The organism is Afipia sp. GW821-FHT14H12 (assembly GCF_058803465.1).
Window position 1 is genome coordinate 1 of sequence record NZ_JBXAOZ010000006.1, and the last position, 17,421, is coordinate 17,421.

17 protein-coding genes and 1 pseudogene are annotated in these 17,421 nt (G+C 62.0%); 9 read left to right on the plus strand and 9 right to left on the minus strand.

Annotation, left to right across the window (positions count from 1 at the left end):
• Nucleotides 1–149 precede the first annotated feature (149 nt).
• The gene (mobA, locus tag AC1RNA_RS17170; protein WP_492951869.1) at nt 150–797 is read right to left on the minus strand and encodes a molybdenum cofactor guanylyltransferase MobA; all 648 of its coding nucleotides are present in this window, start codon (nt 795–797) and stop codon (nt 150–152) included.
• A gap of 91 nt (nt 798–888) precedes the next feature.
• On the opposite strand from mobA, the gene mobB reads away from it, so the two are divergent.
• From mobB to AC1RNA_RS17205, 7 genes are all read left to right on the plus strand, one after another.
• Nucleotides 889–1,410, plus strand: coding sequence for a molybdopterin-guanine dinucleotide biosynthesis protein B (mobB, locus tag AC1RNA_RS17175; RefSeq protein ID WP_492951870.1), 522 nt, complete (start codon nt 889–891; stop codon nt 1,408–1,410).
• Between the two features lie 3 nt (nt 1,411–1,413).
• A complete protein-coding gene (locus AC1RNA_RS17180) occupies nt 1,414–2,670 on the plus strand; it encodes a molybdopterin molybdotransferase MoeA (RefSeq protein WP_492951871.1) in 1,257 nt (418 codons plus the stop codon).
• 5 nt (nt 2,671–2,675) lie between these two features.
• Nucleotides 2,676–2,909: a sulfurtransferase TusA family protein gene (locus tag AC1RNA_RS17185; RefSeq protein ID WP_009341297.1), complete on the plus strand. Its 234-nt coding sequence runs from the start codon at nt 2,676–2,678 to the stop codon at nt 2,907–2,909.
• Nucleotides 2,910–3,264: 355 nt separating this feature from the next.
• On the plus strand, nt 3,265–4,653 hold the full coding sequence (locus AC1RNA_RS17190; RefSeq protein ID WP_009341298.1) for an L-lactate MFS transporter: 1,389 nt from the start codon (nt 3,265–3,267) through the stop codon (nt 4,651–4,653).
• 12 nt (nt 4,654–4,665) lie between these two features.
• Nucleotides 4,666–4,791, plus strand: coding sequence for an MFS transporter small subunit (locus AC1RNA_RS17195; RefSeq protein ID WP_009341299.1), 126 nt, complete (start codon nt 4,666–4,668; stop codon nt 4,789–4,791).
• Between the two features lie 99 nt (nt 4,792–4,890).
• Nucleotides 4,891–5,775: a class A beta-lactamase gene (gene bla / locus AC1RNA_RS17200; protein WP_492951872.1), complete on the plus strand. Its 885-nt coding sequence runs from the start codon at nt 4,891–4,893 to the stop codon at nt 5,773–5,775.
• A 100-nt stretch (nt 5,776–5,875) separates the two neighbouring features.
• Complete coding sequence (locus AC1RNA_RS17205; protein WP_009341301.1) at nt 5,876–6,082, plus strand: hypothetical protein; 207 nt, start codon at nt 5,876–5,878, stop codon at nt 6,080–6,082.
• Nucleotides 6,083–6,095: 13 nt separating this feature from the next.
• Here the strand turns inward: AC1RNA_RS17205 and AC1RNA_RS17210 are convergent, their stop codons facing one another.
• On the minus strand, nt 6,096–7,406 hold the full coding sequence (locus AC1RNA_RS17210) for an NAD(P)/FAD-dependent oxidoreductase (RefSeq protein WP_492951873.1): 1,311 nt from the start codon (nt 7,404–7,406) through the stop codon (nt 6,096–6,098).
• Between the two features lie 211 nt (nt 7,407–7,617).
• On the opposite strand from AC1RNA_RS17210, the gene AC1RNA_RS17215 reads away from it, so the two are divergent.
• Nucleotides 7,618–8,226, plus strand: coding sequence for a hypothetical protein (locus tag AC1RNA_RS17215; RefSeq protein WP_492951874.1), 609 nt, complete (start codon nt 7,618–7,620; stop codon nt 8,224–8,226).
• Here the strand turns inward: AC1RNA_RS17215 and AC1RNA_RS17220 are convergent.
• From AC1RNA_RS17220 to AC1RNA_RS17250, 7 genes are all read right to left on the minus strand, one after another.
• Nucleotides 8,223–9,476, minus strand: a complete 1,254-nt coding sequence (locus AC1RNA_RS17220; protein WP_492951875.1) for a Zn-dependent hydrolase — start codon at nt 9,474–9,476, stop codon at nt 8,223–8,225. The genes AC1RNA_RS17215 and AC1RNA_RS17220 overlap by 4 nt on opposite strands.
• A 19-nt stretch (nt 9,477–9,495) precedes the next feature.
• Nucleotides 9,496–10,596 carry a DSD1 family PLP-dependent enzyme gene (locus AC1RNA_RS17225; RefSeq protein WP_492951876.1) on the minus strand — a complete coding sequence of 367 codons (1,101 nt, stop codon included), beginning with the start codon at nt 10,594–10,596 and terminating at the stop codon, nt 9,496–9,498.
• Between the two features lie 11 nt (nt 10,597–10,607).
• The gene (locus AC1RNA_RS17230; RefSeq protein WP_492951877.1) at nt 10,608–11,399 is read right to left on the minus strand and encodes an enoyl-CoA hydratase; all 792 of its coding nucleotides are present in this window, start codon (nt 11,397–11,399) and stop codon (nt 10,608–10,610) included.
• Between the two features lie 14 nt (nt 11,400–11,413).
• The gene (locus AC1RNA_RS17235) at nt 11,414–12,607 is read right to left on the minus strand and encodes a CaiB/BaiF CoA transferase family protein (RefSeq protein ID WP_492951878.1); all 1,194 of its coding nucleotides are present in this window, start codon (nt 12,605–12,607) and stop codon (nt 11,414–11,416) included.
• 74 nt (nt 12,608–12,681) lie between these two features.
• Nucleotides 12,682–13,110: a GlcG/HbpS family heme-binding protein gene (locus tag AC1RNA_RS17240; RefSeq protein ID WP_492951879.1), complete on the minus strand. Its 429-nt coding sequence runs from the start codon at nt 13,108–13,110 to the stop codon at nt 12,682–12,684.
• A 58-nt stretch (nt 13,111–13,168) separates the two neighbouring features.
• Nucleotides 13,169–16,132 (minus strand): FAD-binding and (Fe-S)-binding domain-containing protein, encoded by a 2,964-nt coding sequence (locus tag AC1RNA_RS17245; RefSeq protein ID WP_492951880.1) that lies wholly within the window; start codon nt 16,130–16,132, stop codon nt 13,169–13,171.
• A gap of 266 nt (nt 16,133–16,398) precedes the next feature.
• The gene (locus AC1RNA_RS17250) at nt 16,399–17,124 is read right to left on the minus strand and encodes a GntR family transcriptional regulator (protein WP_492951881.1); all 726 of its coding nucleotides are present in this window, start codon (nt 17,122–17,124) and stop codon (nt 16,399–16,401) included.
• A 79-nt stretch (nt 17,125–17,203) separates the two neighbouring features.
• On the opposite strand from AC1RNA_RS17250, the pseudogene AC1RNA_RS17255 reads away from it, so the two are divergent.
• Nucleotides 17,204–17,421, plus strand: a pseudogene (locus AC1RNA_RS17255) (hypothetical protein); the annotation flags it as partial.

Below are 17,421 nucleotides of genomic sequence, written 5' to 3' on the forward strand. Positions count from 1 at the left end.
CGGTTGTCGCCAAGTACTAAGACCTTCTGATCGCACCTGCGATCCGAGGAAAAGGCCGGCGAAAGCCGGCCTTTTTTGTTGTCTGGAAGGGTTGTTGTCAGGAAGGCCTGGGTAGCTCTGCGGGCAGGGCGGCCGGGTTTCAGGGATGGTCAGCCGCCGTCGAGCCCCGCGAGGCGTGTTGCCTCTTCGAGATCGTCGGCCTGATTGGCGTTGAAGAACGGATCGAGCGGCGCGGTCGGCCATGAGGCCTGCGCCAGCCGAAAGCGCCGCACGAAGGCATGGGCCTTGCGGAAGTCCTCGACCGTCAGAGCGTGCCGGATGGCATGGCGGAGATCGACATGCCAGATCGCGATGATCGGGTGCATCTGGCCGCCGGATTCGGCGACCGCAATCTCTGCATCATTGTCACGCCGGGCCTGATGCAGGCGAGACACAAGGTTGCGTGGGAGGAAGGGACAGTCGGCGGCCGCGGTGAGGACATATTGAGCATCTGGGCGGTTCGCAGCTGCCCATTCCAAGCCCGCCAGTACGCCTGCGAGCGGTCCGGGGAAATCCGCGACATCGTCGGACACGACCGGCAGGCCGAATGCGGCGAAACGGGCTGGATCGCCATTGGCATTGAGCACAAGTCCATCGCATTGCGGGGCGAGACGGCCGATCACACGCTCCAGAATGGGCCGCCCGGCAATCAGCCGCATCGGCTTGTCGCCCCCACCCATGCGGCGGGCGAGGCCCCCGGCCAGCAGCACGCCGGGTGTGGGCGGATAGTCATCCTCTATTGCGCGATCGGTCGCCATGATTCCCCAAACCCGCATCGATTCGGCACTTTGCGGCCTTGTGCCAAGCGGCAGTCACGCTATAGCACGCGGACAAGAGTGGGAGAATGCGATGCGGGTGATCGGGCTGGCCGGGTGGAGCGGGGCGGGGAAGACCACGCTGCTGTCGCGTCTTGTGCCTCATCTGATCGGCGAGGGCGCACGCGTGTCCGTTATCAAGCATGCTCATCATGAGTTCGACCTGGACAAGCCGGGCAAGGATTCCTGGGTTCATCGACAGGCCGGTGCGACGCAGGTGCTGATCTCTTCGGCCAGACGATGGGCGTTGCTGAACGAACTGCGTGGCGATCCCGAACCGTCGCTTTTCGAGCTGCTGGCGAAAATGGCGCCCGTTGATTACGTCATCATCGAAGGTTTTAAGGCGCAGGGGCACCGTAAGATCGAGATCTATCGCGCGGAGAACGCGAAGCCGTTGATGTTTCCGAACGATCCGAACATCATCGCTGTCGCGACGGACACCCGGGTGGAAAGCGGATTGCCGATGTTCGATCTCGACGACATTCCGGCGATTGCAGATTTTGTGAAAGCACACGCCGAGAATCGTAATGAGCTTTCCGCGCGCGTGGCGGGTTGAAGGATGGCGCAACTTTCAGACGATTGCTTCGCATTCGGCGGCCCGATGATGAGGGTGGATGAGGCGTTGTCCATTATCAGGTCGCGTCTGACACCGGTCGAAGACATCGAGAATGTGAAGTTGTCCAAAGCGGATGGGAGAGTCCTCGCCGCCGATGTGATCGCGCCGATCAATATTCCTTCCTTCATGAACTCGGCCGTGGATGGCTATGCGGTGCGTGGCGAGGACGTTCCTGTCGGCGAAGCATGCGTGTTCAAGGTGCAGGACCGCGTCGCGGCAGGTGCCAGCGCGCGCGAGGCGATCCGGCCCGGTCATGCGATCCGGATTTTCACGGGCGCGCCGATGCCTGCCGGCGCCGACACGGTTTACATGCAGGAAGATGTCGAACTGACGGAAGATGGCACCGTGCTGCTGCCGTCCGGCCTTGCGCGTGGGGCGAACGTGCGTCTGGCTGGCGAGGATATTTCGCAGGGCTCCAGCGCGTTGCCGAAGGGGCGGCTGCTGCGCCCGCAGGACGTCGCGCTGGCTGCGGCGCTTGGGCTAACCGAACTCGCGGTGCACCGGTGTCCGCGCGTGGCTGTCTTCTCGACCGGCAACGAAGTGGTGGCGCCAGGCGAGAAGCGAACAGCGTCACAACTGTTTGATTCCAATCGCACCATGCTGAGCGCGATGCTGCGCCGTCTCGGGTGCGAGGTGATGGATCTCGGCATCCTTCGCGACGACCGGGTGGCGCTTGCCGCGGCGTTGAAAGAGGCTGCGCGGGATTGCGATCTGATTCTGACCACCGGCGGGGTTTCGGCAGGCGAGGAGGACCATGTCAGGGCGGCGATCGAATCCATCGGATCGCTGGTGCTCTGGCGCATGGCGATCAAGCCGGGCCGCCCCGTCGCAATGGGAGTGATCGACGGCACGCCGTTCATCGGGCTGCCAGGTAATCCAGTAGCGGGCTTTGTCACTTTCACTTATGTGGCGCGGCCGGCGATTCTCACCCTTGCCGGGACATTGCCGACCACACCTGTCCCGCTGCGCGCGCGTGCGGAGTTCGATTACCGCAAGAAGGCCGGGCGCCGGGAATATGTCCGCGTGACGCTGAAGCAAGGTAATGACGGGCTTTTCGGCGTTGTGAAGTTTCCGCGCGACGGGGCGGGCCTTTTATCGTCGCTGGTGCAAACCGATGGCCTTGTCGAGCTCGGCGAAGATGTCTCCAGCGTCAAATCAGGCGATATGCTGAACTTCCTGCCGTATTCGAGTTTGCTGTAGCGGCAATGTCTTTTCTCAAACTCGATCTCAGCGGATTGAAATGTCCCCTGCCGGTGTTGCGGACTCGCAAGGCGCTGAAATCCCTGCAGCCGGGCGATAGGCTCGAAGTCGTCTGCACCGATCCGCTCGCAGCGATCGATCTTCCTCATCTCATTTTAGAGACTGGCGACCGCATCGAGATCGTGAAACATGACACGGATGGGATCGTCTTCCTGATCGAGAAACTCGGCCAAGCATAGTCTTCCGCCGGAAATTCCATCGTCAGCCGATAATATGAAGTCGAATTCCATTCGCAGTGGCAGCATTCGCTTCCTGCCAAGATGAATCCTCTCCTGTTCTACCTTTGGATGATCGACATTCGTCGCGCCTTCTGCCCAAATCCGATAGATACCATCTACCTTTTAGATAGATGGGGAATATCAGAAGTCTGTCGGGTTTAGATCATTTGAATACCGCGCGTCGTGATCCTCGCGGACTCGTCGATGCCTTGGGCAACGTCCCTTGTTCGCGTGCAAGCGAAGGCATGGAGAAAAACTGGATCGCACATGGGATTGCAGACCACCCTCTAGAAGTGGCTGTAAGGGGAGAAAACAAATGGCTTCATTTTTAGACCGTGAGAACACGGTCGCAAAACCCGGCTTCAGCCGGTGGATGGTTCCGCCAGCTGCGCTGTGCGTCCATCTTTGTATCGGCCAGGCTTACGCCTACAGCGTGTTCAACCTGCCGATGACCAAGCTGCTCGGCATCACACAATCGGCACCGGGCGATTGGAAACTCACCGAACTCGGCTGGATTTTCTCGCTCGCGATTTTCTTCCTCGGTGTTTCCTCGGCGGTGTTCGGCCGCTGGGTTGAGGAAGGTGGCCCGCGCAAGGCGATGTTCACGGCGGCCTGCTGCTGGGCCGGTGGCTTCTTCCTGTCAGCGATCGGTGTGTATCTCCATACCCTGTGGCTGATCTATCTCGGCTACGGCGTTCTCGGCGGCATCGCGCTCGGCATCGGCTACATTTCGCCGGTCTCGACGCTGATCAAGTGGTTCCCGGATCGTCCCGGCATGGCCACGGGTATGGCCATCATGGGCTTCGGTGGCGGCGCTTTCATTGCCTCGCCGCTCTCGGTCTGGCTGATGAGCAAGTTCAATACGCCGACGCATATCGGTGTCATGGAAACCTTCGTCATTTTGGGTGCGGTGTATTTCTGCTTCATGATCGTCGGCTCGATCATCGTGCGCGTCCCGCCAGCGGGCTGGGTGCCCGAGGGTTACGTGCCACCGGCAACCACGAACAAGATGATCACCCGCAACGACGTGTTCGTTTACGACGCCGTCAAGACCCCTCAGTTCTGGCTGATCTGGTGGGTGTTGTGCTTGAACGTGACCGCCGGTATCGGCGTGCTCGGCCAGGCCTCGGCGATGAGCCAGGAAATGTTCCCGGGTCACATCACGCCGGTTGCGGCCGCGGGCTTTGTCGGTCTGATGAGCTTGTTCAACATGGGTGGCCGGTTCTGCTGGGCATCGCTGTCGGACTACATCGGCCGGCGGAACACCTACTTCGTGTTCATGGTCCTCGGCTTCGTCCTGTACTGCACCGTCCCTTACGCCGGTCTTTCCGGAAACGTCGTGCTGTTCGTCTGCTGCTTCCTCGTCATCATCTCGATGTACGGCGGCGGCTTCTCGACAGTGCCGGCCTATCTCAAGGACATGTTCGGCGTCAGGTATGTCGGCGCTATCCACGGCCTGTTGCTGACGGCTTGGTCGATGGCCGGCATCTTCGGTCCGGTGATCGTCAACTATCTCCGCGAGTACAACATCACTCATGGTGTTCCGAAGGCGCAGGCCTACAACAACACCATGTACATCATGGCAGGTCTGCTGGTGATCGGCTTCATCTGCAACCTCTTGGTCAAAGCGGTGCATTCTCGCTACCACATGGTTGGAGACAAGCCGGGTACCGCTGTCAACACGCTGGCTAGCGCCAAGGCATAAGGAGAGATTGTCATGCAGACCACGCAAGAAGGCGCAACGTCCACGCTGCAACTGATTATCGCTTGGGGCTTCGTCGGCATTCCACTGATTGCCGGCGTGACGCAGACGCTGATCAATGCGATGAAGTTGTTCCAGTAACTCCATCGTTGCCATCCGAAAGCCGTATCTGACGGCTTTCTAAAGCCAGGACAGCGCGAGCTGCCCTGGCTTTTTTATTACCTGTAAAATCGAGGTGTGATGACGACTCGGCGCACTTTCCTGTTTGGAACAACGGCTTTACTTGGAGTGGCATGCTCAGGCTCCGTCGCCCTCGCGCGGCCGCTGCAGGATTTGAAGAGCAAGATCTCCCGTATCGAGAGCAGGGTAAAATGCAGGCTTGGTGTCGCCGTCCTCGACACGGGCTCGGATCGCCGTTTCGGTTACCGGAAGGACGAACGCTTCCCGATGTGCAGTACGTTCAAGCTGATGGCGGCAGCGGCGATACTCAAGCGCGTCGAACAAGGGCAGGAGACGCTAGAGCGGCGCGTGCATTTTTCCAAAAGCGACCTCGTGACTTATTCTCCCGCCACGGAGAAGCATCTCGAGAGCGGCATGACCGTTGCCGTACTGTGCGAGGCGGCGATCACGCTCAGCGACAACACGGCCGGGAATCTCATGCTCGGCATGCTTGGTGGTCCGCCCGGCGTCACGGCCTTCGCGCGCGCATTGGGCGATCCGCTGACGCGGCTCGACCGTACCGAGCTGGCGTTGAATGAAGCCGTGCCGGGCGATCCACGCGACACCACGACACCTGCCGCGATGGCGGAGGACCTGCGCAAGTTGATGTTCGGAGGTGCGTTGGCAAAGGCATCGTCGGAGCAATTGAAGGCCTGGCTCCTTGCCAACAAGACGGGCGATGCGCGCCTGCGTGCACGGCTTCCCGCAGGCTGGCGGGTAGGCGACAAGACTGGAAGCGGGGAGCGCGGTTCGACCAATGATGTCGGCATTCTATGGCCGCCGGATGCGGCGCCTCTCATTGTTGCGGCATATCTGACGCAAACCGCAGCATCGATGAACGAGCGCAATGAGGCTCTGGCAGCGGTCGGCGAGGCAGTCGCCGCGGCTTTCAGGGGGCACAGCTAACAACAGCGTGAGATCTGCTTATGGTTGCAAAAGGGGAACTTTTGCGGTGCGGCAGAGTTAGTACGCCAAGTTCTTAATTCCGATAATAGCGAGGCTTGCCATGGATGATGTGATCGACCGCGTAATGACGACCTTCGCCATGATGCGCAGCGTGGATCATGCCCAGCTCGAGGCCTCGCGCATCAAGTTGACCGATTATATCGACAAGCTGACCTCGGAAGGCCAGCACGATGAGCAGCGTCTGGCCGTGCAGGGGCTGGCCTATATGCGCGAGTTGCATGAGGCATCTGGAGTGCACCGGGCCTAGCGCAGTTGCTGGCCTAGTGCAGTTTGACCGGCGGCAGGGTGGTGCGCCGTAGCCTGTCGGCCAGAAACAACGCCGCGGCCCGCAGCCAGCCATGCAGGGCAACGCGGTGCATGTGGTAGAGCGAGACATACAGCACCTTGGCCAGGCTGCCGTTGGCCGGAAAGATAGACTGGCTGTACCTGAACGTCGGAAACTCGCCCGCTGCGCCGCCTTCGCCGAGTGACACCAGCGTGCCGCGCGGCCGGTATTTGAACGGCCCGACGGTCCGGCCGGACAGGCGGCGCTCAATAAGCTTTGCGAGATAGGCGGCCTGCTGGTGCGCGACCTGTGCGGTCGGCGGCACGAGGGCGTTGCCGATATGGGCGGGAGCGGCCGCACAATCCCCCATCGCAAAGATATCCGCCGCGCCGTCGCAGGCAAGATGGTGATCGACCTTGATCCGGTTTCCGGGCGTCAGCGACAGGCCTTTCAGGCCTGCGACGGTATCGTGCCCCGATACGCCGGATGCCCAGACCTTGATCTCGCAGGGCACGGTGGCTCCGCTTTTGAGGTGCAGGGCGTCGGCCGTGACCCGCTCGACACTTTCCCCCAGCAGAATGCGAACTCCGAGCTTCTCGAGCACCTTCGTGGCGTGGCGGGAAGTTTTCGGATCGATCGCAGGCAGAATACGCGAGGCCATGTCGACCAGTGTGATGTCGAGCTTTCCGCTTGCGCCGAGGCCGCCCCAGCGCTCCATGGCATGAACGGCATGATAAAGCTCGGCGGCAAGTTCGACACCGGTGGCGCCAGCACCGACGATGCCGACCCGGACCCGGTCGAGCCGGCCTGCGCCGACCTGGATGGCTGACTCCAGAAATGCTCGTTGCAGTTTTAGCGCCTGCGCCGGGCTATCGAGCATATGGCAGTATTCGAGAACACCGGGAATGCCGAAATCGTTCACCCGGCTGCCGAGTGCCAGCACCAGCATATCGTAAGGCAAGGTGCGTTCGCCCAGAACCTCGGTGTCGTCCGCCGAGCTCAGGACGCGGTCGAGCGTTACGGTCTTGCCCATGGAATCAATCGACAGGAGGCTGCCGAGGGCGAAATCAAACCCGTGTACGCAGCCATGGGCGAGGTAGTTGGTTTCGTCGTCACCGCTTCCGATCAGGCCGGCTGCGACCTCGTGCAGGCGCGGTTTCCAGAGGTGGGAGGGATTGCGGTCCACCAGCAGGATCTGCGCCTGTTTGCGCCCAAGGCGATGCCCGAGTCGGGTCGCGAGTTCGAGGCCACCAGCGCCTCCGCCAATAATACCGATGCGGGGTAAGGTACTTGGGGTCAGGTTCATTGAGCTTCTCTTGCGTCTGGTGGCCGGAAAGCCTGATAGGCTAGTCCGGAACCTCCCATGGCATGAGGCCACAATTAGTTGGAGATGAAGGGCGAATCGTCGGAAATCCGATTCGGGGAAAGGCGCGCTGAGACTGGTGCTGCGGCCTTCGATGGATGGCACGAGGACGCCATATTTGGGTGGTTACCCGTCGCCACGGAAATGGGAGTGAATGGTGCGGGCTTGGGCCCCCTATATCGCGATAGCTGCCTTGGTCGGAGCCGCGACGGCGGTTGCCACGATTGTCGTGCTCGACGATCTCGGTGGTCCCGAGGCGGCTGTTGAACCCGCCGCCGTGGCGGAGCGGACAGCCGATTCCGAGTCGGGTCCCGAGCCTTGGCCGGTGCGCTCGACGGCCGAGATCAAGGCGGACCGCCTCGCCACGCGCGCGCCACCGCCGGTGGTGAGCGTCAGCATGTTTCTCGATACCGCACGGCAGTTCATGGTGGCTTCGGTGGTAGCGCCTGCGCCTCCGCCCGTCCGGCCGACGACGGCGCTTCTCGACGACCAGCAGATCGCGGCGATCAAGGCGCGTCTGAAATTGACCACCGCGCAGGAGAAATACTGGCCGCCGGTCGAGAGTGCGCTTCGTGAAGTGGTTTCGGCAATGCATGTGACCCGCCGCCAGCCCTCGTCGATGGATGCTGACAATGAGGCGGTGAAACGGTTGATGGCGGCGGCAGGGCCGTTCCTCGCGCAGTTGCGCGCAGACCAGAAAAGCCAGATCCAGTCATTGATGCGGCTCGCGGGCCTCGGCACGCAATTGCCGAATGCGAACTAACCTTTTTCGCCAGCGATGCCTGCAAGTTTCAACACGGTATGGAGCAGGACGTTTGCGCCCGCCGCGCAATCGGCTTGCGTCGCGTCTTCAAGTTCGTTGTGGCTGATGCCGTCCTTGCAGGGGACGAAGATCATCGCTGCCGGCATCACCGCGCTGAGGTTGCAGGCGTCGTGGATGGCGCCGGAGGTGATGCGCCGGCTGGCGTAGCCAAGCTCATTGCTGGACTGCGCGATGGCTTCAACCAGGCCTGCGTCGAAGACCGTCGGCTCCTTGCGCCAGACCGGAATGAGTTCGATTCCGACGCCACGGCGTGCCGCGATTTCGGTGACAGCGATCCTGAATGCGTCATGCAACTTGTCGAGAATATCCGCTGCGTTGCTGCGTGCATCGATGGTGAAATGAATTTCGCCGGGCACGACGTTGCGGGACGCATTCTCGATTTTGGCTTCGCCGATGGTCGCCACGGCATTTGGCCCATGTGTCATGGCAGCCTGTTCGACAGCCAGTGCCAGCTCGGACAGAGCCAGGAGCGCGTCATGTCGCAACGGCATCGGCGTGGTGCCGGCATGGCTGGCGAAACCGGTGATCGAGCCGTCGAACCATGCAATGCCCTGGCCGCGTTCGACGACGCCGATGGTCTTGTTCTCGGCTTCGAGAATGGGGCCTTGTTCGATGTGCAGTTCGACAAAGCCCGCGAATTTCCGCGCGCCGACCGCTTCATTGCCGCGATAGCCGATGCGATCGAGCGCGTCGGCTACGCTGATGCCGTTGGAGTCGCGGCGGCCCAGAATATTCTCGGTGTCGTATTCACCGGCATAAGCGGCCGACGCCATCGTCGCAGGCGCGAAGCGCGAGCCTTCCTCGTTGGTCCAGTTGACGAGGCAGAGCGGCGCGTCGGTCTCGATCCCGGCATCGTTCAGGGTACGGATCACCTCCAGCGCGGCGAGGGTGCCGAGCACGCCATCGTACTTGCCGCCTGTTGGCTGAGTATCGAGATGCGAGCCGAGGCCGACTGGCAGTTTGGAATGATCGCGGCCGGGCCGCAGGGCGTACATCGTGCCGAGCGCATCGACATGGACCTCGCAACCGGCCGCCTCACAAGCAGCGCGAAACCAGTCGCGCACCTGCTTGTCTTCTTCGCTGAGGGTGAGGCGCTTGACGCCGCCCTTGGCCGTGCCGCCGAATTTCGCGGTATCATGAATGTCGCGCCACAACCGTCCGGAATCGATCTGCAGGTTGCTCGGCTTCATCGTGTCATCCGATTGTTTGTCACCAGCCGCGCGCGACCGGCCACACCGCCTCGACCTTGTCACCGCGACAGGCGACGAGCCAGTCATGCAGGTTGACGGTGGGGTCGCAATGGCCGGGGATCAGCTTGAGTTTGTCGCCCGGTTTGACGGCGGCCTGCGGTGACAATTGCAGCGTGCCGTGCTCGTCGGTGGCCTTGATGTAGGTGACGCCGGGAGCCTCATACGCGACCGGCAGGCCGCTTTCGGCGCTGAGCGATTTCAGGCCTGCGTCGCACACCGCGCGGCCAGGGGCGGCTGCGCTGATGACGCTCGCCAGAATGAACAGCGCGTTGCGGAAAGGGTAGGCGGTGTCGTTGCGGCCATAATCGGCGTCCATGAACACGTACGAGCCGCATTGCAGTTCATTGTAGACGCCGCTGATCATTTCGTTTTCGTAGGAGCCCGTGCCTGCGCCGGCGATGACGTCGCAGGGAAGCCCTGCCGTACGCAACGCGTCGGCCGTCTCGCGTGCGAAGGCGGCGGCCTTGGCGATGGCGGCGACGCGCTCCTCGGGGTGGCGCAGATGCTGCGCGGTGCCGTGATAGGCCTGCAAGCCCGAGAAGTGCAGGTTCTTGTGCTTGGCGACGTCCTTTGCCAGTGCCACGGCCTCGGCGGCCGAAGTGACGCCGCAGCGTCCCATGCCGACATCGATCTCGATCAGGACGTCGAAGGTGACGTCGGCTTCGCGCGCGGCGTCCGCCAGCACCTTGACCTGATCGACGTGATCGACACAGACGCCGACCTTGGCCGTGCGTGCCACCTGCGCAAGGCGCTTGGCCTTCTCCACGCCGATGATTTCGTTGGAGAGGAGAATGCTGTTAATGCCGCCTGCCGCCATCGCCTCGGCTTCGGCGACATTCTGGCAGCACATCCGGGCGGCACCCGCCGCCATTTGGCGCCTGGCGATCTCGACGCTTTTATGGGCCTTGGCGTGCGGTGTGACGCGCACGGACGGATAGGCCGCCACCCGCGCTGCCAGCGCCTTGATGTTGGCTTCCATCGCGTCGAGATCGACGATCAGCGCCGGGGTTTCGACCTGCGCGATCGTCATGCCTGGCTCGGCGGGGCGGCGGCCTGTCATCTTTCAGATCCTCACTTGCCGGTGAAGACCGGCTTGCGCTTTTCCATGAACGCCTTGCGGCCTTCCTCGTAATCACTGCTCGCGAAGCATTTATCGACCATCGCGTGGCATTTTGCCATATCGCGCGCGCTCTCGTCCTTGACGATTTCGCCGACGATGAACTTGATCGAGCCGATGGTCAGCGGCGCGTTGCCCGCGATGGTTGCGGCGTAGTCCCTGACGTAGGTCTCGAGCTGATCGTCCGGCACCACGCGATTAGCAAACCCCATGGTGCGCGCTTCTTCCGCATCGAATTGCCGGGCGGTATAGAAGATTTCCTTGGTGAAGGAGGGGCCGACGATGTCGAGCAACCGTTTCACGCCGGGATAGCCATAGCCGACGCTGAGTTTCGCGGCGGGGACGGCGAAGCGCGAATTCTCCGTGCAGATGCGGATGTCACAGCAACTTGCGAGCCCCATGCCACCGCCGACGCAGTAACCGCGGATCATGGCAATGGTCGGCTTGGGGCAATTGTAGACGGAGGCATAGCCTGCCTCGACCGCTTTGTTGTAGATGTCGGCGCCATTGCTGGACGCGCGCTCCTCAGTGAATTTCGAGATATCCGCGCCGGAGACGAACGCCTTTTCGCCCGCGCCGGTGATGATGACCACGCGAATAGCCGGGTCGGCGGAAAAGTCATTCATGATCTCCGCGCAAGCCTGCCACATCTCCAGCGACACCGCGTTATGCCGCGCCGGATTGTTGAAGGTCAGGGTGCCGACCGCGCCATCTCTGCGAGCGATCATCTTGTCGGTTGTGGTCATGATGCGCCTCGCTGTCAGACGGCTTTGCTTTGTTTCAGCGCGGCGATTTCCTCGTCGCTGAACTCGAATTCCCGCAGCAGTTCGTCGGTGTGCTCTCCGACCTCGGGGGGCGGGGCGACAAAGCGGCTCGGGGTCCGCGACAGCGAGAAGGGCTGCCTCACCAGATTCACGTCGCGGTTGCCGGTGCCGGGCACTTTCGCGACGAGATCGAGATGCTTCACCTGAGCATCCTCGAACACCTTGTCGATGGTGTAGATCGGCCCGCAAGGCACGCCGGCCTTGTTCAGTTTCTCGATCCATTCGGCGGTGGTCGCGCTGCTGGTGATTTTTTCAATCTCGGCGTTCAGCGCGTCGCGGTTTTCCGAGCGCATTTTCGGATTGCGATATTCAGCCTGTTCGATCAGGTCGCTACGGCCGAGCGCATGTGCGAGACGCTCCCAGATCACCTGTCCGGTGGCGGCGATGTTCATATAGCCGTCCGAGGTTTTGAACACGCCGGTCGGGATCATGGTCGGGTGGTTGTTGCCAGCCTGCTTTGGCACGTCATGCTGCATCAGCCAGCGCGCGGCCTGGAAATCCAGCATGAAAATCTGCGAATGCAGCAGCGAGGTCTGGACGGCCTGGCCTTCGCCGGACACCTCACGCTCCAGTAGCGCTGTGAGGATGCCCATCGCGCAGAACAGGCCGGAGGTGAGATCGGCGATCGGAATGCCGACGCGCATCGGGCCTTCGCCCGGCGCACCGGTGATCGACATCAGGCCGCCCATGCCCTGGGCGATCTGGTCGAAGCCCGGCCGCTTGGCGTAAGGCCCATCCTGACCGAAGCCGGAGATGCTGGCATAGACGATGCGCGGGTTGATCTTGCGCAGCGTCTCATAGTCGATGCCCAGCCGCGCCTTCACGTCGGGGCGGAAATTCTCCACCACGACGTCCGCTTTCTCGACCATGCGATAGAAGGCCTTTTTCCCGGCCTCGTTCTTCAGGTCGATCGTCATCGCGCGCTTGTTGCGATGCAGGTTCTGGAAGTCGGGACCATGCCTTGCACCGCCAAGCTGCTCGTCGTCGGGAATATCGGTCGGCGCTTCCAGTTTGACGACATTCGCGCCCCAATCTGCGAGCTGCCGTACGGCGGTCGGGCCCGCACGGACGCGGGTGAGATCCAGCACGGTGAAGCGCGAAAGCGCATCGGACGCTTTTGGGACAGGCATGGACGTTTCCGTTTCTTGTATTTTTGAACAAAGAGTGAGGGTCGAAACAGCCCTCGTACGTGCCTGTAGCGTGGCTAGCCGGCGTCCGCCTTCAGCCCCGCAGCCTGAATGCCCGCGATGCAGCAGGTCTCGTCGTTGTCTGACGTGTCGCCGCTGATGCCGACTGCGCCCACCACGTCACCGTTTGAGTCCTTGATGAGCACGCCGCCTGGAACGGGAATCAGTGCGCCGCGCGCCATGGTGTTGGCGGCGTCGATGAAATAGGGCTGTTCGTTGGCGCGCTTGAAGAGCGCGCGCGACCCGACGCCCATCGCGAGCGCGCCATAGGCTTTGCCGTGCGCCACTTCATGGCGCATCAGGCTCGTGCCGTCCTGGAGAACGGAAGCCTTGATGCAGCCGCGCGAGTCGAGCACGACGACCGCCATCGGCTTGGTCTTCAGTTCAGCGATCTTGGCTAGGGCGGCGTCAAGAATCTTGCGGGCGGTGTCGAGCTTGAGTGTCATGGCTGTTTCCTCGTGAAGGGTATGAGATACAGCTTTTCAGCATGTTGCCTTTCGCCGATCAAGCGCCCGGGCCGGAATGGCTGTCAGGACGATGACCGAGGCTCATTGCCAGCACCCGCGCGACGTGCAACGCGCCGCGCCCGGTGCCGTCCTTGATCTGATGGCGGCAGGATGTGCCGTCGGCGACGATGATGGCCTCGGCGGACGCCTTGCGCACGGCAGGCAGCAATTTCAGTTCGGCCATGGCGATGGATTCATCGTAGGTGTCCGCGCCGTAGCCGAAGGCTCCCGCCATGCCGCAGCAACTCGACTCGATGACTTCGACATCGAGATCCGGCACCAGCCGCAGAACCTTCTGCACCGGGGTGAAGGCATCGAACGATTTCTGGTGACAGTGGCCGTGGACCATCGCCTTGGGTGCGATGGGCTTCAACGGCAGTTGCAATCTGCCTGCGGCAGCTTCCCGGGCGAGAAATTCCTCGAACAGCGACGCCTGAGCCGACACCGCCTTGGCGGTGTCATCGCTGCGAAGGGAAAGCAGCTCGTCGCGCAGCGTCAGCAGGCAGCTTGGCTCCAGTCCGATAATTGGAATACCGCGCTCCGCAAACGGTGCAAAGGCGGTGACAAGGCGATCCAGTTCCTCGCGAGCCTTGCCGACGAGTCCGGCGGACAGGAAGGTGCGGCCGCAACACAGCGGCCGTGTGCCGGTCGTGGGTTTCGGCACGTGCACGCGGTAACCGCCCGCGATCAGCACGCTGAGCGCGTCGTCGAGGTTCTCGCGTTCATAAGCGCGGTTGAAGGTGTCGGCGAACAGCACCACTTCGGGTCCGCCTTCCGGGCCGAACACCGTGCCGTTCGGCGCGAACGTGTCGCGCCGCCATTCCGGCAGATCGCGCCGTGCGCTGAAGCCCGCGATCTTTTCCAGCGCCCAGCGCAAGAATTTGCTCCTGTTACGCAGGTTCACCACTGGCGCGAACGTGGAAGCAAAACCTGCGTAATACGGCAGGTAGCCGACGAGGCGGTTACGCAGCGTGAGGCCGTGAGTCTTCACCCGCGCCGCCAGCACCTCGATCTTCATCTTGGCCATGTCGACGCCAGTGGGGCATTCGCGGCGGCAGGCCTTGCAGGAGACGCACAGCTTCATCGTCTCCATCATTTCGTCGGACGACAGCGCGTCGGGGCCGAGCTGGCCGGAAATCGCGAGGCGCAGCGTGTTGGCGCGGCCGCGCGTCACATCCTTCTCGTTGCGCGTGGCGCGATAGGACGGGCACATCACGCCGCCCTCGAGCTTGCGGCATGCGCCATTGTTGTTGCACATCTCGACCGCGCCCTGGAAACCGCCGGCAGCACCGGGATATGCCGACCAGTCGAGCTCGGTTTTGAAATCCTCGACCTTGTAGCCGGGCTTGAAGCGGAACAGCGAGCGGTCGTCCATCTTCGGCGGATGCACGATCTTGCCGGGGTTGAGCGTACCTTGCGGGTCGAAACGCTGCTTCACTTCCTCGAAGTCGCGCACGATGCGCGGGCCGAACATCTGTTCGTGGAATTCGGAGCGGACAAGGCCATCGCCGTGCTCGCCAGAATGCGAGCCCTTGAACTCGCGCACCATGGCGAAGGCTTCTTCGGCGATGGCGCGCATCGCCTTGACGTCCTTCTCCAGTCGCAGGTTGAGCACCGGGCGCACATGCAGGCAACCCTCGGAGGCGTGGGCATACATCGTCGGGCTGGTGCCGTGCTTGGCGAATATTTTGTTCAGCCGGTCTGTGTATTCGGCCAGATGCGGCAGCGGCACCGCGCAATCCTCGACGAAAGACACCGGCTTTCCCGCCGTCTTCATCGACATCATGATGTTGAGGCCGGAGGTGCGGAAATCGGTGATCGCCGCCTGAATCGCTGGTTCGATGATATCGACCACGCCGCCCCATTTGCGCGGCGGGTTATTCCAGCCGAAACCGAGGTCGCCCATCAGTTCGTTGAGCTGTTTGAGTTTGGCGAGGTTGGTGTCCTGGTTCTCTTCGGCGAATTCAACGATCAGCAGTGCTTCGGGCTCGCCGCGCACCACCGCTTCGATGGTCGGGCGGAACATCGCGATGTCGCGGCCGAGCGCGATCATGGTTTTGTCGACAAGCTCGACTGCGATCGGCTTCAGCTTCACCAGATGTTGGGCTGCATCCATCGCCTCGTAGAAGCTGCCGAAATGGCAGACGCCGAATACCTTGGCGCCGAGCAGCGGCCACAGCTTGAGTTCGACCTGAGTGGTGAAGGCGAGGGTGCCCTCCGAGCCCACCAGGATATGCGCCATGTTGTTGGTCGGCCCGTTCGGCGTCAGCGCATCGAGATTGTATCCGCCGACGCGGCGCTGGACGGTGGGGAAACGGTCGATGATCTCGCTGGCCTCGCGCGCACCGAGCGACAGCAGGTCGCGAAACAGATCGCGCCCCGGCGCTTCGACGTTCGGCCATGCGGCGTCACGCTCGACCGGGCCGAAATGCAGTTCGGTGCCGTCGGCGAGGGCGGCATCCATCGCAATCGTATTGTCGCGCATGGTGCCGTAGCGCAGCGAACGGCCGCCGCACGAGTTGTTGCCCGCCATGCCGCCGATAGTGGCGCGCGAGGCGGTCGAGACATCGACCGGAAACCACAGGCCGTGTTTTTTCAGCTGGCGGTTGAGGTCGTCCAGCACAATGCCGGGCTCGACCACGCAGGTGCGCTTCTCGACATCCAGCGAAACGATCTTGTTGAGGTATTTGGAAACGTCGACAACGAGGCCGTTGTTGATGGTCTGGCCGCATTGCGAGGTGCCCCCGCCGCGCGGGGTGACGACATAACCCTCGTCGCGGGCAATCGCCATTGCGGCGAGAGCTTCCGCTTTGGTACGCGGCGCGACCACGCCGAACGGCATGATCTGGTAGAAGGACGCATCGGTGGCGTAGCGGCCCCGCGAGAAGGCGTCGAACATGACGTCGCCGGTGATCTCGGCGCGCAGCCGCTGCTCGAGTTTCGATCCTGCCCCGTTCGCCATGCTCATTCCCTGAACGATTTCGCGGCTGCTTGTGGCGGCCACGGCCTCACCATCTCGAATATTTCCGGAGAAAGCCCACCCGCCGGAGTCAGCCCGATAGGGCATCATCCTTATTGCGGCAGTGCCTTCCGAGCGATTTCATGGGGCAACCAGCCCCGAGCTGTCCCGGATCAAGCTCAACGCGTCTGAATTGGTAGGGGGCGCAAATATAAAATGCAAAAGAAATCGCCGGATCGCAAATTTTTGTATGCAAAAACTGCGATATCTTAGCTTGTGGCGGACGAGACGGTATCCGACTGCTGCTGCATCGGTTCCATGGCGGCGCGCCGCTTGTTTCTCAAATGATGGAACAGGATCTCGGAGAGCTCGGCGCCGGCGCGGCGGCGGAGCGCGTCGAGGATCATTTCGTGCTCGCGCATTGCTTCGCCCCAGCGCTCTTTTTCACGCGCGAAGTTGGCCGAGTAACGCACGCGGCGGATGCGTCCGGCGAGGGTGGCGTAGGTCGACTGCAGGGTGTGATTGCGCGAGGCCGCCAGGATTTTCTGGTGGATCGCCTGGTTGGCACGGAAGTAGTTGTGCATGTCCTTGCGCAGATAAAAGCCGTACATCTCGTGATGCAACTGCTCGATCTCGGCGACTTCCGCGTCGGTAATGTTTTCGCAGGCAAGCCTGCCGGACAGGGCTTCCAGCCCTCCCATCAGGTCGAACAGTTCGTGCAGATCGCGCTCGCTTAGCGCACGGACGCGCGCGCCGCGATTAGGCAAGAGCTCAACGATGCCCTCCGAGGCGAGCACCTTGAGCGCCTCGCGCAGCGGCGTGCGGGAAATGCCGAGCAGTTCGCACAACTCGCGTTCAAGAATTCGCCCGCCGTCGGGGATGTTACCCTCGACGATGTGATCCCGCAGCCGCGAAAGCGTTTCGTCGTGGAGGGAGGTCTCTTCCTTAACGTCCACGGGCTCGTCGGAGTGAAGTGTCGCAACTGAAACAGTCATGATGGAATCGCCGGTTTTTCTAACGTGACTTTAATCTGGCAGGGAATAATTGGCGAGTTATTTTTTGAATTCAAAATTTATGTTGCATTCAAAAAAATTAGATGCAATCCTCTCAACTGCTAACAGGGAGAGGGTCGGACGCAAGGTCAGGACCCCTAAAGGGCGATGGCATGCAAGCCGTGCCGCCAGACCAAGAGGGTTGAAGGTTATGACCGGTTTCCAAGGGCGCCATTTTCTTCAAATCCCGGGTCCGAGCCCTGTTCCGGATCGGGTGCTGCGGGCGATGGACATGCCGGT